This is a genomic window from Enterococcus sp. AZ104, from assembly GCF_050546705.1.
Taxonomy (GTDB): domain Bacteria; phylum Bacillota; class Bacilli; order Lactobacillales; family Enterococcaceae; genus Enterococcus; species Enterococcus faecalis.
The window spans coordinates 164,598-179,164 of record NZ_CP172952.1 but is presented as its reverse complement, the minus strand read 5'-3'; the positions used below and the strand labels follow the sequence as shown (position 1 = coordinate 179,164).

At 39.6% G+C, this 14,567-nt stretch carries 19 protein-coding genes; 3 read left to right on the top strand and 16 right to left on the bottom strand.

Going from position 1 to position 14,567, the window contains the following annotated elements; genetic code table 11:
- Nucleotides 1-17 precede the first annotated feature (17 nt).
- The 16 genes from rpmC to rpsL form a co-directional block, all read right to left on the bottom strand.
- A complete protein-coding gene (rpmC, locus tag IGJ37_RS00835; protein ID WP_002383858.1) occupies nucleotides 18-206 on the bottom strand; it encodes a 50S ribosomal protein L29 in 189 nt (62 codons plus the stop codon).
- Nucleotides 196-630 (bottom strand): 50S ribosomal protein L16, encoded by a 435-nt coding sequence (rplP, locus tag IGJ37_RS00830; protein WP_002356208.1) that lies wholly within the window; start codon nucleotides 628-630, stop codon nucleotides 196-198. Before rplP ends, rpmC begins: the two co-directional genes overlap by 11 nt.
- Before the next feature lie 2 nt (nucleotides 631-632).
- The gene (gene rpsC, locus IGJ37_RS00825; RefSeq protein WP_002356207.1) at nucleotides 633-1,289 is read right to left on the bottom strand and encodes a 30S ribosomal protein S3; all 657 of its coding nucleotides are present in this window, start codon (nucleotides 1,287-1,289) and stop codon (nucleotides 633-635) included.
- A 66-nt stretch (nucleotides 1,290-1,355) separates the two neighbouring features.
- Complete coding sequence (rplV, locus tag IGJ37_RS00820; RefSeq protein WP_002356206.1) at nucleotides 1,356-1,703, bottom strand: 50S ribosomal protein L22; 348 nt, start codon at nucleotides 1,701-1,703, stop codon at nucleotides 1,356-1,358.
- Nucleotides 1,704-1,724: 21 nt separating this feature from the next.
- Complete coding sequence (gene rpsS / locus IGJ37_RS00815) at nucleotides 1,725-2,003, bottom strand: 30S ribosomal protein S19 (protein ID WP_002356205.1); 279 nt, start codon at nucleotides 2,001-2,003, stop codon at nucleotides 1,725-1,727.
- 42 nt (nucleotides 2,004-2,045) lie between these two features.
- Nucleotides 2,046-2,876 (bottom strand): 50S ribosomal protein L2, encoded by an 831-nt coding sequence (rplB, locus tag IGJ37_RS00810; RefSeq protein WP_002356204.1) that lies wholly within the window; start codon nucleotides 2,874-2,876, stop codon nucleotides 2,046-2,048.
- Nucleotides 2,877-2,915: 39 nt separating this feature from the next.
- A complete protein-coding gene (locus tag IGJ37_RS00805) occupies nucleotides 2,916-3,206 on the bottom strand; it encodes a 50S ribosomal protein L23 (protein WP_002356203.1) in 291 nt (96 codons plus the stop codon).
- On the bottom strand, nucleotides 3,206-3,829 hold the full coding sequence (gene rplD / locus IGJ37_RS00800) for a 50S ribosomal protein L4 (protein ID WP_002356200.1): 624 nt from the start codon (nucleotides 3,827-3,829) through the stop codon (nucleotides 3,206-3,208). The genes IGJ37_RS00805 and rplD overlap by 1 nt, the downstream gene beginning before the upstream one ends.
- A gap of 25 nt (nucleotides 3,830-3,854) precedes the next feature.
- Entirely contained in the window at nucleotides 3,855-4,484 is a 630-nt protein-coding gene (rplC, locus tag IGJ37_RS00795; RefSeq protein WP_002356199.1) for a 50S ribosomal protein L3, read from the bottom strand.
- 21 nt (nucleotides 4,485-4,505) lie between these two features.
- Entirely contained in the window at nucleotides 4,506-4,814 is a 309-nt protein-coding gene (rpsJ, locus tag IGJ37_RS00790) for a 30S ribosomal protein S10 (RefSeq protein WP_002389727.1), read from the bottom strand.
- Nucleotides 4,815-5,162: 348 nt separating this feature from the next.
- Nucleotides 5,163-6,329 (bottom strand): SAM-dependent methyltransferase, encoded by a 1,167-nt coding sequence (locus IGJ37_RS00785; protein WP_002389616.1) that lies wholly within the window; start codon nucleotides 6,327-6,329, stop codon nucleotides 5,163-5,165.
- A gap of 271 nt (nucleotides 6,330-6,600) precedes the next feature.
- Complete coding sequence (thiD, locus tag IGJ37_RS00780) at nucleotides 6,601-7,425, bottom strand: bifunctional hydroxymethylpyrimidine kinase/phosphomethylpyrimidine kinase (protein WP_033918136.1); 825 nt, start codon at nucleotides 7,423-7,425, stop codon at nucleotides 6,601-6,603.
- Between the two features lie 181 nt (nucleotides 7,426-7,606).
- Nucleotides 7,607-8,794, bottom strand: coding sequence for an elongation factor Tu (gene tuf / locus IGJ37_RS00775; protein ID WP_002356194.1), 1,188 nt, complete (start codon nucleotides 8,792-8,794; stop codon nucleotides 7,607-7,609).
- A 150-nt stretch (nucleotides 8,795-8,944) separates the two neighbouring features.
- Nucleotides 8,945-11,026: an elongation factor G gene (fusA, locus tag IGJ37_RS00770; protein WP_002356192.1), complete on the bottom strand. Its 2,082-nt coding sequence runs from the start codon at nucleotides 11,024-11,026 to the stop codon at nucleotides 8,945-8,947.
- Between the two features lie 83 nt (nucleotides 11,027-11,109).
- Nucleotides 11,110-11,580, bottom strand: a complete 471-nt coding sequence (gene rpsG / locus IGJ37_RS00765) for a 30S ribosomal protein S7 (RefSeq protein WP_002356191.1) — start codon at nucleotides 11,578-11,580, stop codon at nucleotides 11,110-11,112.
- Between the two features lie 55 nt (nucleotides 11,581-11,635).
- Nucleotides 11,636-12,049, bottom strand: coding sequence for a 30S ribosomal protein S12 (gene rpsL, locus IGJ37_RS00760; protein WP_002356190.1), 414 nt, complete (start codon nucleotides 12,047-12,049; stop codon nucleotides 11,636-11,638).
- Nucleotides 12,050-12,393: 344 nt separating this feature from the next.
- Between rpsL and rpiA the strand changes: the two genes are divergently transcribed.
- The 3 genes from rpiA to gpmA all read left to right on the top strand — a co-directional run bounded on the left by rpiA (nucleotide 12,394) and on the right by gpmA (nucleotide 14,552).
- On the top strand, nucleotides 12,394-13,074 hold the full coding sequence (gene rpiA / locus IGJ37_RS00755) for a ribose-5-phosphate isomerase RpiA (RefSeq protein ID WP_002363468.1): 681 nt from the start codon (nucleotides 12,394-12,396) through the stop codon (nucleotides 13,072-13,074).
- 41 nt (nucleotides 13,075-13,115) lie between these two features.
- Nucleotides 13,116-13,691 carry a recombinase family protein gene (locus IGJ37_RS00750; protein WP_002356188.1) on the top strand — a complete coding sequence of 192 codons (576 nt, stop codon included), beginning with the start codon at nucleotides 13,116-13,118 and terminating at the stop codon, nucleotides 13,689-13,691.
- Nucleotides 13,692-13,865: 174 nt separating this feature from the next.
- Nucleotides 13,866-14,552 carry a 2,3-diphosphoglycerate-dependent phosphoglycerate mutase gene (gene gpmA / locus IGJ37_RS00745; protein ID WP_002359343.1) on the top strand — a complete coding sequence of 229 codons (687 nt, stop codon included), beginning with the start codon at nucleotides 13,866-13,868 and terminating at the stop codon, nucleotides 14,550-14,552.
- Nucleotides 14,553-14,567 lie beyond the last annotated feature (15 nt).

Genomic DNA, 14,567 nt, shown 5'->3' with positions numbered 1-14,567 from the left:
TTGGCCTCCTTCCACTATTAGTTAGCTTGTTCACGCAATACTGTTTTGATGCGTGCAATCGATTGACGTACTTCTTTAATACGTGCAGTGTTTTCTAATTGACCTGTTGCTAATTGGAATCTTAAGTTGAACAATTCTTCTTTTAATTGTTTTTCTTTATCTAGCATTTCGGCAGTGGTTAATTCTCTGATTTCTTTAACCTTCATTCGATTCACCACCCATTTCCTCACGTTTTACGATCTTAGTTTTTACCGGCAATTTGTGAGATGCAAGACGAAGAGCTTCACGAGCTACTTCTTCAGGAACGCCTGCGATTTCAAACATGATTTTACCACGTTTAACTGGTGATACCCAGCCTTCTGGTGCCCCTTTACCTTTACCCATACGTACGCCGATAGCTTTACTTGTGTAAGACTTGTGAGGGAAAATTTTAATCCATACTTTCCCGCCACGTTTCATGTAACGAGTCATTGCAATACGGGCTGCTTCGATTTGACGGTTAGTAATCCAGTGAGATTCAGTTGCTTGTAAACCCCATTCACCAAATGCTACTTCTTTTCCGCCTTTAGCTTCACCGCGCATTTTTCCGCGGAATTCACGACGGTGTTTTACACGTTTAGGTACTAACATGATTATTTCCCTCCTTTCTCAGTGTTTTTTTTCGTTGGAAGAATTTCTCCACGATAGATCCACACTTTAACTCCTAGTTTTCCGTAAGTAGTGTCCGCTTCTTCCCATGCGTAATCAATGTCCGCACGCAATGTGTGAAGTGGTACAGTTCCTTCAGAGTATCCTTCTGAACGAGCGATATCCGCACCGTTTAGACGACCTGATACTTGAGTTTTGATTCCTTTAGCGCCAGCACGCATTGCGCGTTGGATAGCTTGTTTTTGAGCACGACGGAAAGCAACACGGTTTTCTAATTGACGTGCAATTCCTTCGCCTACTAATTTTGCATCTAAATCTGGTTTTTTGATTTCAACGATGTTGATGTGAACTCGTTTGCCAGTTAATTTGTTTAATTCTTTTCTTAGGTTTTCGACTTCAGATCCGCCTTTACCGATAACCATACCTGGTTTAGCTGTGTGAATTGAAATGTTAACACGGTTTGCAGCGCGTTCGATTTCAATTGTAGATACAGCAGCATCAGCAAGTTTTGTTGCGATAAATTTACGGATTCTTAAATCTTCGTGTAAGAATTCAGCATACTCTTTTTCAGCATACCATTTCGCATCCCAGTCGCGGATGATGCCTACACGCATTCCAATTGGATGTACTTTTTGACCCACTGATTGTCCCTCCTCTTAAATGTTTAAGCTCTGTTTTCATAAAGAAAACAGCCTATTTCATGAGACTTATTTCTCTGTTACAACTACTGTGATGTGACTAGTACGTTTGTTGATTGGTGAAGCTGAACCTTTTGCACGAGGACGGAAACGTTTCATTGTTGGTCCTTCGTTAACAAATGCTTCAGATACGACTAAGCTTTCAACGTCTAAGTCAAAGTTGTTTTCTGCGTTAGCAACTGCTGACATTAAAACTTTTTCAATGATTCCAGCAGACTTGTTCGGTGTGAATTTCAAGATTGAAATTGCATCCGCAACGCTTTTCCCTCTGATAAGATCGATTACTAAACGTGCTTTACGAGGTGAAGTGCGAACTGTTTTTGCAGTTGCTTTAGCTGATGTAATTTGTTCTGACATTTGCATATCCTCCCCTCAAAATTAGCGTTTAGTTTTTTTATCGTCAGCAACGTGGCCACGATAAGTTCTAGTTGGTGCAAATTCACCTAATTTATGTCCTACCATGTCTTCTTGAATGTAAACAGGGACATGTTTCCGTCCATCATATACAGCGATTGTGAAACCTACGAATGATGGAAAAATTGTAGAGCGGCGAGACCAAGTTTTAATTACTTTTTTCTTTTCGGCACCTTGTTGTGCTTCGACCTTTTTCATCAAATGATCATCGACGAAAGGTCCTTTTTTTAAACTACGACCCATGGTGAACCTCCTCTCAAAATGTACGACACATGGTCAAAAAAATTATTTAGTACGACGACGAACGATAAGTTTGTCTGATTTAGCTTTTTTATTACGTGTTTTGTATCCAATTGCTGGTTGACCCCATGGAGATACTGGCGCTTTACGTCCAATTGGTGTTTTACCTTCACCACCACCGTGTGGGTGATCGTTAGGGTTCATTACGCTACCACGAACAGTTGGGCGTTTACGCATCCAACGAGAGCGGCCAGCTTTACCAATGTTGATTAATTCGTGTTGTTCGTTACCAACTGAACCGATTGTTGCACGGCAAGTTGCTAAGATCATACGAACTTCGCCAGAGTTTAAGCGGATTAATACGTATTTGCCTTCTTTACCAAGTACTTGCGCGCTTGTTCCAGCTGAACGGATTAATTGTCCACCTTTACCAGGTTTCATTTCAATGTTGTGGATAACTGTACCAACTGGAATGTTTTCCAATGGTAATGCGTTACCTACTTTAATATCTGCTTCTGGACCAGATACTAGGCGCATGCCTACTTCTAATCCTTTTGGTGCTAAGATGTATGCCTTAACCCCGTCTTCGTAATGAACTAACGCGATGTTAGCAGAACGGTTTGGATCGTACTCGATCGTTTTAACAACCGCTGCGACGTTATCTTTATTACGTTTGAAGTCAATCACACGGTATTGACGTTTGTGACCGCCACCTTGGTGACGAACCGTAATGCGACCGTTGTTGTTACGACCGGCATTGTTTTTTAATGGCTGTAACAATGATTTTTCTGGTGTTGAAGTTGTGATTTCAGCGAAATCAGAACTTGTCATGTTACGACGGCCATTTGTGGTAGGTTTGTACTTTTTAATCGCCACGTCTTATTTCCCTCCTACGTTGATATTGTTCAGGACTGCTTATTCAGCAGCTTCGAATAATTGAATTTCTTTTGAATCTTCAGTTAATGTAACGATCGCTTTGCGACGTTTTTTTGTATAACCTGCATATTTACCCATGCGTTTGAATTTTGGACGCACGTTTAAGATGTTTACGTTTGCTACTTTAACATCGAATGCTGATTCAACAGCTTGTTTTACTAAAGTTTTGTTTGCGCGAGTGTCCACTTCGAAAGTATATTTCTTTTCGTCCATAGCTAACATGGATTTTTCAGTGATCACTGGGCGTTTGATTACGTCTAGTAATTCCATTATGCAAGCACCTCCTCAATTTGAGTAAGAGCTGTTTGTGTTGCCAAGACTTTGTTAGCTGACACAACATCTAACACACTAACGTTATCAGAAGTTACTACAGAAACGTTTGGTAAGTTACGAGCTGATAAAGCTGCAAAGTCGTTACCATTTTCTAAAACAACTAATACTTTAGTATCGATAGACAAGTTAGCAAGAACTTGTTTGAATTCTTTTGTTTTTGGTGCATCGAAGCTTAAACCTTCTACTGCTACCAAGTTATTTTCAGCAACTTTATCTGATAATACAGATTTCATTGCTAAGCGACGAACTTTTTTAGGAAGTTTGTAGCTGTATGAACGCGGTGTTGGTCCAAAGACTACGCCACCTCCACGCCATTGTGGTGAACGGATTGAACCTTGACGAGCACGACCAGTTCCTTTTTGACGCCATGGTTTGCGGCCACCGCCACGAACAGCGCTACGGTTTTTAACTGCGTGTGTTCCTTGTCTTAATGAAGCACGTTGCATGATGATTGCATCATAGACAACACTTTCATTAGGTTCGATTCCGAAGATTTCTTCATTTAAAGTGATTTCACCGTTTTGAGTTCCATCTTGTTTGAATAATGCTACATTCGGCATTCCTTAGTTCCTCCTTTCCCTACACTTATTTAGCTTTCACAGCTGATTTAATTGTGATTAAAGATTTTTTCGCTCCAGGAATGTTTCCTTTGATTAAGATAACATTTCTTTCTACGTCCACTTTAACAACTTCAAGGTTTTGAATTGTTACGCGGTCGCCACCCATACGGCCGGCTAGTCGTTTATTTTTAAATACACGGTTAGGCGCTACTGGACCCATTGACCCAGGACGACGGTGATAACGAGAACCATGAGACATAGGTCCGCGGCTTTGGCCGTGACGTTTGATTGCCCCTTGGAATCCTTTACCTTTCGTAGTACCTGTAACATCAACAACGTCTCCTGCTTGGAAAACATCTACTTTGATTTCTTTACCTACTTCATATTCTCCTAGCTCAACATTCTTGAATTCTTTAATGAAGCGCTTAGGAGCCGTGTTTGCTTTTGCAACATGACCTTTCGCAGGTTTGTTTGATAAAACTTCACGTTTGTCTTGGTAACCAACTTGGATAGCTTCGTATCCGTCAGTTTCAACAGTTTTTACTTGTAAAACTACGTTTGGCGTAGCTTCAACTACTGTTACTGGAATTAATTCACCAGACTCAGTAAAGATTTGTGTCATTCCCACTTTTTTCCCTAAGATTCCTTTGGTCATGAGTACACCTCCATCTTAATTTTATAGTTTGATTTCAATATTAACACCAGACGGTAAGTCAAGCTTCATTAGAGCGTCAACTGTTTTTGGTGTTGGGTTCACAATGTCAATTAGACGTTTGTGAGTACGCATTTCGAATTGTTCGCGAGAATCTTTGTATTTATGAGTCGCACGAATAACTGTGTAAAGTGAGCGTTCTGTTGGTAATGGAATCGGACCTGATACGTCAGCTCCAGTTCTTTTTGCTGTTTCCACAATTTTATCCGCTGATTGATCTAAAATACGGTGTTCATACGCTTTTAAACGGATACGAATTTTTTGTTTTGCCATCTTGTTCCCTCCTTCGCCTATTTTAAAAGTAGACATAGCTCCACGAAAATTTATCCGGCATGCTCGTTCATGGCAAAGCGTCCGAGCGTGTCGCAACCTCTCGCTTCACAGCCGGCAAATCAAATCGTTGATCTACCAATGCTTTTTACACTCCTGTAAACAGCACCTTTTTGATTATACTATGAAAGGATAGTGTTAGCAAGGATTTTCTGCGTTTTTTTGAAAGAATTTTTTCTTGTTTTGAAAAGCATTTGTTTTGTTTTTCAATTCTTTTCATTCTATTTTTATAAAAAAAGAATTTGAGATTCCTTTTTTACCAGAATCTCAAATTCTCTCTTTTTTATTCTATTAACCAATCCGGCGCATTGGAATATCATTGTTATCTGGATGAACCAATAAATATTGAATAACATCAATATTGCTTGCTTGGAATGAGGCTGCACATGCTTGCAAATATAAGTCCCACATTCGATAGAAGCGCTCGCCTTTTTCGTCAACAATTTCTGTTTCTATATTATGGAAGTTTTTTGTCCAATGTTCCAGCGTCAATTGATAATCTCTGCGCAAACTTTCCAAGTCAATCACTTGCAAGTCGTTTTCTGTCATATGGCCGACTAGCTCAGTGACACCAGGAATATAGCCACCTGGGAAAATATAACGATTGATCCAAGCATTTTTAGCCCCACCTTGTTGGCGACTGATCCCATGAATCAACGCCGTACCTTTAGGCGCTAAATTCCGCTGAACGACATCAAAATATTCATGTAGATTTTCCGCACCGACATGTTCAAACATCCCAACACTCGTAATATGGTCAAAAGACTCTCCTTTTAAATCACGATAATCCATCAATTTGACAGTCATTCGATCTTGTAGACCTTCTTTTTCTATAATATGGCGAATATGATGAAATTGCTCTTCACTTAATGTAATCCCAGTTGCTTTGGCTCCATATTCTTTCACCGCAGTTAAAATTAACGTGCCCCAGCCGCAGCCAATATCCAGTAAAGTGTCGCCCTCTTTGATAAACAATTTATCTAAAATATGATGAACTTTATTCACTTGCGCTTGTTCTAATGTATCTTCAGGCGTTTTAAAATAAGCACATGAATACGTCATTGTTTGGTCAAGCCATTTTTTGTAAAAATCATTTCCTAGATCGTAATGGCTGTGAATATCCTCTTGCGAACGTTTTTTTGAATGACTTTCTTTAGGAAGCCATTTAATAAATTTAGCATTGTGTAAAAAGCTATCCTTTTGGTTATACACATCATAAATCAGCGCTTGGATATCGCCTTCGATTTCAATTTTGCGATCCATGTAGGCTTCCCCTAAAGTTAACGAAGCGTTATTCAGTAAATCCTTCACAGGAATTTTTTCATTGAATACAATTTTAAAAACCGGATCCCCCGACCCTTGCCCATACTCTTTGACGGTACCATCCCAGTATGTGACTTGTGTCTTTTTTGAAAAAGACCATTTAAACAGTTGACTGTACGTTTCTTTTTCTAACATTGCATTCCCTCCATTAAATACCATTTGAAGCCAAAACAAAAAGAAGTCGCTTTCCGGTAGTTCGTCAAAACAAACACCACAGTCCGTTCTAAACTGAAGCACAGAAAAGTTATCACCCCTTCTATGTTCCGCTTCTTTTTTTGCAATTACAGTTCTATTCTACTCCTCTTTTAAAAATTTGAACATTCTTTTAACGTAATACCTACTATTGTTATTCTTTATCACAAAAAAACTAGAGCCAGTCCTTGACAGACTCCTCTAGTTCTAAACATTATGCTTTCTTACGCATCCGTTGTTCCGCATGAGTGTAAGCGCCATGCCACACGTGCCCCACATAAGGATTAACTTGAATACCGTGTTTAATCGCCGCTGCTACAAATTTTTTCGCTAAAGTTACTGCTTCTAACACCGAATAACCTTTCGCCAAGCCAGCTGTGATTGCCGCTGAAAAAGTACAACCTGCACCATGATTATAATCAGTTGGATATAATTCATTTTCCAAAAGATGCGCGGTGTGACCATCGTAAAACAAGTCCAGTGCTTTTTCACCAGCTAAGCGATGTCCCCCTTTAACCACGACATGCTCGGCTCCCATTTGTACAATTCGTTTTGCCGCTTCTTCCATCTCCGCCACGGAAGAAATTTCGCCTAAACCAGATAAGATGCCCGCTTCAATTAAATTAGGCGTGGCCACTAATGCTAATGGCAGTAAATCGTTTTTTAGGCCTTCCACACTTTTGGGTTGCAGAATTTGTGCCGTGCCCTTACAAGCAATGACTGGGTCAATCACGACTTTTTGAATTTTCTCTTGTTTAATGTATTTGCTAGCCATTTTAATATTTTGTTCATTGCCCATCATCCCTGTTTTCAAGGCCGCTACTGGACCGCCTGCAAAAACCGAAATCAATTGTTTTTCTAAGAGCGTTTCTGGCAATTCAGTTACTTCATGTGACCAGCCTGTCGTAGGATCCATCGTCACAATCGAGGTTAAACTTGAAAATCCAAAAACTCCATACTCTTCAAATGTTTTTAAATCTGCTTGAATCCCTGCCCCTCCAGTTGAATCGGAGCCTGCAATCGTCAATACTTTTTCCATTAAATCACCTACCCTTTTTCTCCAAGTATACGGAAGAAACAAGTCAGCTAAAACAGCCAATTGGCTTATTTTTTAGCCAGCCAATTTCTAAACAAAAAAAAGACCAGAGAATAAATTCTCTGGTCTTACGTCCGAATACCCCAGTTTTTCACGCTGGTTAAAACTATAGTTAAAAAGTTAATTATTTAACGATTTCAGTAACAACGCCTGAACCTACAGTACGTCCGCCTTCACGAATAGAGAAACGAGTTCCGTCTTCGATAGCGATTGGGTGAATTAATTCAACGTCCATAGCAACGTTATCACCAGGCATTACCATTTCAGTACCTTCTGGCAATTCTACAACACCAGTAACGTCTGTTGTACGGAAGTAGAATTGAGGACGGTAGTTAGTGAAGAATGGAGTGTGACGTCCGCCTTCTTCTTTTGATAATACGTATACTTCAGCTTTGAATTTTGTGTGTGGAGTGATTGTAGCTGGTTTAGCTAATACTTGTCCACGTTCGATATCTTCACGTGCTACACCACGTAATAAAGCACCGATGTTGTCGCCTGCTTCAGCGTAGTCTAATAATTTACGGAACATTTCAACACCTGTAACAGTTGTTTTAGATGTTTCGTCTTTAATACCAACGATTTCAACTTCGTCACCAACGCGAACTTCACCACGTTCAACACGGCCTGTAGCAACAGTACCACGTCCAGTGATTGAGAATACGTCTTCGACTGGCATCATGAATGGTTTGTCAGTATCACGTTCTGGAGTTGGGATATATTCGTCAACTGCAGCCATTAATTCTAAGATTTTTTCTTCATAAGACTCGTCGCCTTCTAAAGCTTTCAAAGCAGAACCTGCGATAACTGGAACATCATCGCCTGGGAAATCGTATTCTGATAATAAGTCACGAACTTCCATTTCTACTAATTCTAATAATTCTTCGTCATCAACCATATCCATTTTGTTTAAGAATACAACGATGTATGGTACACCAACGTTACGTGATAATAAGATATGTTCACGTGTTTGAGGCATAGGACCATCAGCAGCAGAAACTACTAAGATAGCTCCGTCCATTTGAGCAGCACCAGTGATCATGTTTTTAACGTAGTCCGCGTGTCCTGGGCAGTCAACGTGTGCATAGTGACGAGTTTCAGTTTCATATTCGATATGAGAAGTGTTGATTGTGATTCCACGTTCTTTTTCTTCTGGAGCGTTATCGATAGAATCGTAGCTTTGTGCTTCCCCGCCACCGTGTTTTGATAATACAGTAGCAATTGCAGCTGTTAATGTAGTTTTACCATGGTCAACGTGTCCGATAGTACCAATGTTAACATGGGATTTAGAACGGTCAAATTTTTCTTTTGCCATTTTGAATGTTCCTCCTAAAAATATAAATTTTATTGTTTGTTTTATATGTGATAGACGCTACTAAAAATCGTCTGATCATCATAAGCTATTTTACACGAAATCTTGAAAAAAGGATAGTTCTAAAAACAAACCTTTTATTCTCAAGGAAAATTATGCGTTGCCGCCGTTTTTCTTGATGATTTCTTCTTGAACAGACTTAGGTACGTCTTCATAGTGGTCAAATACCATCATAAATGTACCGCGTCCTTGTGTTGCTGAACGTAATGTTGTAGCATAACCAAACATTTCAGCTAAAGGTACCATCGCATTAACGATTTGAGAGTTACCGTGTGCTTCCATACCTTCAACACGTCCGCGACGACTTGTTACGTGTCCCATGATATCACCTAAGTAATCTTCAGGAACAGTAATTGTAACTTTCATCATTGGTTCTAAAATAACTGGGTTTGCATTTTTAGCCGCAGCTTTCAATGCCATAGAAGCAGCTACACGGAAGGCCGTTTCATTTGAATCGACATCGTGGTATGAACCATCGTAAAGTTTTGCTTTGATATCAACTAATGGATAACCAGCAAGAACACCGTTGTTCATAGAGTCTTCTAACCCTTTTTCAACTGCTGGGATGTATTCACGAGGAACCACACCACCGACAATTGCGTTTTCAAACTCGAAGCCTTTACCTTCTTCATTTGGTGTAAATTCAACCCATACGTGACCGTATTGTCCTTTACCACCAGACTGACGAACGAATTTACCTTCTGCTTTAGTCGCAGCACGGAATGTTTCGCGGTAAGATACTTGAGGAGCACCTACGTTAGCTTCAACTTTGAATTCACGTTTCATACGGTCTACTAAAACGTCTAAGTGCAATTCACCCATACCAGAGATAACTGTTTCACCAGTTTCAACGTTTGTTTCAACGCGGAATGATGGATCTTCTTCAGCAAGTTTTTGTAGAGCCACGCCCATTTTATCTTGGTCAGCTTTTGATTTAGGTTCAACAGCGACTTGGATAACTGGGTCAGGGAATTCAATAGATTCAAGAATAACTGGTGCATCTAATGCACATAATGTATCACCAGTTGTTGTGTCTTTTAGACCAACAGCAGCAGCGATATCACCAGAGTACACTTTGTCAATTTCTTGACGAGTGTTGGCGTGCATTTGTAGGATACGACCGATACGTTCTTTTTTGCCTTTTGAAGCGTTCAATACGTATGAACCACTTTCAAGGACACCAGAATAAACACGGAAGAAAGTTAAACGACCTACGAATGGGTCAGTCATAACTTTAAATGCTAATGAAGCGAAAGGTGCTTCGTCATCAGCTGGACGAGTTGTTTCTTCGTCTGTTTTAGTATCGATCCCTTTGATAGCATCGATATCTAATGGAGATGGTAAGTAATCAAGAACAGCGTCCAACATTAATTGAACCCCTTTATTCTTGAATGCTGAACCAGCTAATACAGGGAAGAACTCAACGTTGATTGTTGCTTGACGGATACCAGCGACTAATTCTTCTTCAGTGATTTCTTCACCTTCAAGATATTTCATCATTAAGTCTTCGTCAGTTTCAGCAACAGCTTCAACTAATTTTTCGCGCCATTCTTGCGCTTTTTCTAAATAATCTTCAGGAATATCAGTTTCTTGAATATCTGTTCCCAAATCATTTGTGTAGATTTCAGCTTTCATTTTAATCAAGTCAATGATTCCAGTGAAGTCTTCTTCAGCTCCGATTGGAATTTGAATTGGATGAGCGTTTGCTTGTAAACGATCATGTAATGATTCTACTGAATAGAAGAAGTCCGCACCGATTTTATCCATTTTGTTACAGAATACAATACGAGGAACTTTATATTCAGTCGCTTGACGCCAAACAGTTTCTGTTTGAGGTTCTACACCTGATTGAGAGTCAAGAACTGTTACCGCACCATCTAATACGCGTAGAGAACGTTGTACTTCAATTGTGAAGTCCACGTGTCCTGGAGTATCGATGATATTTACACGGTAGCCTTTCCACTGTGCAGTTGTCGCAGCGGATGTAATCGTGATACCACGTTCTTGTTCTTGTTCCATCCAGTCCATTTGTGAAGCACCTTCATGGGTTTCACCGATTTTATGGATTTTACCAGTGTAGTACAAGATACGCTCAGTTGTTGTTGTTTTACCAGCATCAACGTGGGCCATGATACCAATGTTACGAGTTTTTTCAAGTGAAAATTCTCTTGCCATTTTGTATGTTTACTCCTCTCTTTATTTAAATCGATTGTAAATTGACTTTCTGCTGCCACTTTACGCGACAGACAGAGAGGATCTTACCAACGATAATGAGCAAATGCGCGGTTTGCGTCTGCCATTTTGTGTGTGTCTTCGCGTTTTTTAACAGAAGCGCCAGTGTTGTTAGCAGCATCCATGATTTCTTTCGCTAGACGTTCTTCCATTGTGTGTTCACCACGTAGACGTGCGTAGTTAACTACCCAACGTAAACCTAAAGTTGTACGACGTTCTGGACGAACTTCAACTGGTACTTGGTAGTTAGAACCCCCAACACGACGTGCTTTAACTTCAAGAACAGGCATAACGTTTTTCATTGCTTGTTCAAAAACTTCCAATGGATCGTTACCTGTAGATTCTTTGATGATATCAAATGAATTATAGATAATATTAGCAGCAATCCCGCGTTTACCGTCAACCATTACACGGTTGATTAAGCGAGTTACTAATTTTGAGTTATAAATTGGATCTGGTAAAACATCACGTTTTGCAACAGGACCTTTACGAGGCATCCGTAACTCCTCCTTCCGAAATATGATTTTTCAAGTTGTTATTGTCTTATTATAATTAAGCTTTAGGACGTTTTGTACCGTATTTAGAGCGGCTTTGTTTACGGTCGTTAACACCGGCAGTATCAAGCGCACCACGAACGATATGGTAACGTACCCCTGGTAAGTCTTTTACACGTCCACCACGTAATAATACCACGCTGTGTTCTTGTAAGTTGTGACCGATACCTGGGATATAAGCTGTAACTTCGATTAAGTTTGACAAACGAACACGGGCATATTTACGTAAAGCTGAGTTCGGTTTTTTAGGTGTCATCGTACCCACACGTGTACAAACTCCACGTTTTTGCGGAGAGTTAACGTTTGTTTGAGTTTTCTTAAAACTGTTATATCCTTTGTTTAAGGCTGGTGAATCAGATTTTTCTACTTTAGATTTACGAGGTTTACGTACTAATTGGTTAATTGTAGGCATTCCTTGTTCTCCTCCTTCCTTACTTCGCTTCTAGTTCCACACATCCAGGTGGTTCTTTTTTCGCGATAAAAAATAATGCAATCTCTGCACTCTTTATCAAATATGCTTTGATAGACAGTCAGCACGTCCCTATAAGGAACCTGTAGATAAAGCACCTTTGTTAGGATACCACGATAAGTATCAGCTGTCAACCCTCTTCTTTCGCCTTTCGAAAAAAAGCTTTTCCTTCTATTTAAACGCACTTTTCCTTTAAAAATTTTTATGACTTTTTCAAAAACTTTCTATCTTTTTTAGTTAAATAACGGTACAATATCTTTGACTATTGAAGGGGGCGGAAAACAGCGATGAATCTGAAACAAATGGTAGGAATCGAAGCTGCAAAATATGTAGAAGACGGCATGATTGTCGGTTTGGGTACTGGCTCAACAGCAAAATTTATGGTAGACGAAATTGGTCGTCGCGTAAAAGAAGAAGGATTGTCAATCGTAGGGGTTACTACTTCAAAAGAAACAGAGAAACAAGCCTTGGCCTTGGGCATTCCTTTAAAAAGTATTGATGAGGTTCCGTATGTGGATCTTACGATTGATGGCGCCGATGAAATCAGCGCTGATTTTCAAGGAATCAAAGGCGGTGGCGCTGCCTTACTTTTTGAAAAAATTGTGGCCACTTATTCAAAGAAATGTATTTGGATTGTGGATAAATCAAAAATGGTGGACGATTTAGGGGCTTTCCCGCTTCCAGTTGAGGTTGTTCCTTATGGCAGCCGCCAACTAGTGCATTTATTTGAAGAAAAAGGCTATCACCCAACACTTCGTTTAAACGCTGCTGGCGAAACATTAATAACAGATGGAGGCCACCATATCATCGATTTGCATTTAGAAAAAATTACAGATCCAGAAGCTTTAGGTTCTTATTTAGACAACTTGGTTGGCGTCGTTGAACACGGCTTATTTTTAAATATGGTTTCTATGGTAATCGTCGGTTATGAAGATGGACCGAAAACCTTACATGTTCCCGCACGTTAAGAATGTGTGAAAAAAGATTATTTATATAGGAAGGATAATATATGAAACGAATTGGTTATGCACGCACAACTATTATTGAAGACGATTTAAAAAATCAACTAACCACTCTCCAATCGTTTGGTTGTGATGATATTTTCCAAGAGACATTTGATCCTCAAGCGGAGATCAGTGTCTTAGACGAAGTCGAAAAACTTCTTTCTGCTGGGGATACACTTATTGTTTGTAAATTGCACCATTTAGGTAAAACAACCCGCCAATTAACAGACTTTATGAAAATGTTAAAGGAAAAACAAGTTGATTTTGTCAGCATTTCAGAAGGAATTGATACTCACCTTCCAACAGGTGAAGCCTATTTCCAATTAATGGAGAGCTTATCTGCGATGGAATGTGCACTAATTAAAGAACGAACACTCGTTGGGCTCCACAAAGCTCGTGAAAACGGAAAAGTAGGTGGACGTCCAAAAATTGATGGACGTACCGTCCGTAAAATCCGTGCATTATATTATGAAAACAAAGAAACAATCCAATTTATTTCTAATAAATGCGGCGTTTCGGTGGGCACTTGTTATAAGTACATCAATTTACCTGAGACAGATGTCGAACGGCTGTATTCCTAAGAATAAAAAAGAAGTCCTTCAGATGGGGCTTCTTTTTTGATTCGATTTCACTCTAATTTTTCAGCAACTTTCACGTTTTTTTACTATTTTCCATTGGAAATCTTGCGCAAAACGGTGTACAATAAACGTGGAAATCTTATTTTCAGAAAACTAAACTCAAAGGAGAGCTTATACATGCCAAAATTAGTTTTTTCTCGTCATGGACTTAGCGAATGGAATGCCTTAAACCAATTTACTGGATGGGCTGACGTAGATTTAGCACCTGAAGGTGTTGAAGAAGCAAAAGAAGGCGGCCGTAAAATTAAAGAAGCAGGCATCGAATTCGACGTTGCTTATACTTCTGTTTTAACTCGTGCCATCAAAACTTGTAACTATTTACTAGAATACTCAGATCAATTATGGGTACCTCAAATCAAATCTTGGCGCTTAAACGAACGTCACTATGGTAAATTACAAGGACTAAACAAAAAAGAAACTGCTGAAAAATACGGAGACGAACAAGTCCACATCTGGCGTCGTTCTTACGATACTCTTCCTCCATTAATGGAAGCAACAGATGAAGGTTCTGCAGCAAACGACCGTCGTTATGCAATGTTAGACCAACGCGATATTCCTGGTGGCGAAAACTTGAAAGTTACTTTGGAACGTGCATTACCATTCTGGCAAGATGAAATTGCGCCAGCTTTAAAAGACAACAAAACTGTCTTAGTAGCGGCTCATGGTAATTCATTACGTGCTTTAGCTAAACACATCGAAGGCATTTCTGATGAAGATATTATGGATCTTGAAATCCCAACAGGTAAACCATTAGTTTATGAATTAAACGATGATTTAACTGTGAAAGAAAAATACTACTTATAAGAACTTGTTTCTTAT

Coding starts and splice junctions, on each gene's coding strand:
- rplD (WP_002356200.1), bottom strand. CDS start 3,829: ATGCCGAATGTAGCATTATTCAAACAAGATGGAACTCAAAACGGTGAA.
- thiD (WP_033918136.1), bottom strand. CDS start 7,425: ATGGAAAAAGTATTGACGATTGCAGGCTCCGATTCAACTGGAGGGGCA.
- rpsS (WP_002356205.1), bottom strand. CDS start 2,003: ATGGGTCGTAGTTTAAAAAAAGGACCTTTCGTCGATGATCATTTGATG.
- fusA (WP_002356192.1), bottom strand. CDS start 11,026: ATGGCAAGAGAATTTTCACTTGAAAAAACTCGTAACATTGGTATCATG.
- rpiA (WP_002363468.1), top strand. CDS start 12,394: ATGAATCTGAAACAAATGGTAGGAATCGAAGCTGCAAAATATGTAGAA.
- IGJ37_RS00805 (WP_002356203.1), bottom strand. CDS start 3,206: ATGGAATTACTAGACGTAATCAAACGCCCAGTGATCACTGAAAAATCC.
- IGJ37_RS00785 (WP_002389616.1), bottom strand. CDS start 6,329: ATGTTAGAAAAAGAAACGTACAGTCAACTGTTTAAATGGTCTTTTTCA.
- IGJ37_RS00750 (WP_002356188.1), top strand. CDS start 13,116: ATGAAACGAATTGGTTATGCACGCACAACTATTATTGAAGACGATTTA.
- rpsG (WP_002356191.1), bottom strand. CDS start 11,580: ATGCCTCGTAAAGGTCCTGTTGCAAAACGTGATGTTTTACCAGATCCA.
- tuf (WP_002356194.1), bottom strand. CDS start 8,794: ATGGCAAAAGAAAAATTTGACCGTTCTAAATCCCATGTTAACATTGGT.
- rpsL (WP_002356190.1), bottom strand. CDS start 12,049: ATGCCTACAATTAACCAATTAGTACGTAAACCTCGTAAATCTAAAGTA.
- rpsJ (WP_002389727.1), bottom strand. CDS start 4,814: ATGGCAAAACAAAAAATTCGTATCCGTTTAAAAGCGTATGAACACCGT.
- rplV (WP_002356206.1), bottom strand. CDS start 1,703: ATGTCAGAACAAATTACATCAGCTAAAGCAACTGCAAAAACAGTTCGC.
- gpmA (WP_002359343.1), top strand. CDS start 13,866: ATGCCAAAATTAGTTTTTTCTCGTCATGGACTTAGCGAATGGAATGCC.
- rplP (WP_002356208.1), bottom strand. CDS start 630: ATGTTAGTACCTAAACGTGTAAAACACCGTCGTGAATTCCGCGGAAAA.
- rpmC (WP_002383858.1), bottom strand. CDS start 206: ATGAAGGTTAAAGAAATCAGAGAATTAACCACTGCCGAAATGCTAGAT.
- rplC (WP_002356199.1), bottom strand. CDS start 4,484: ATGACCAAAGGAATCTTAGGGAAAAAAGTGGGAATGACACAAATCTTT.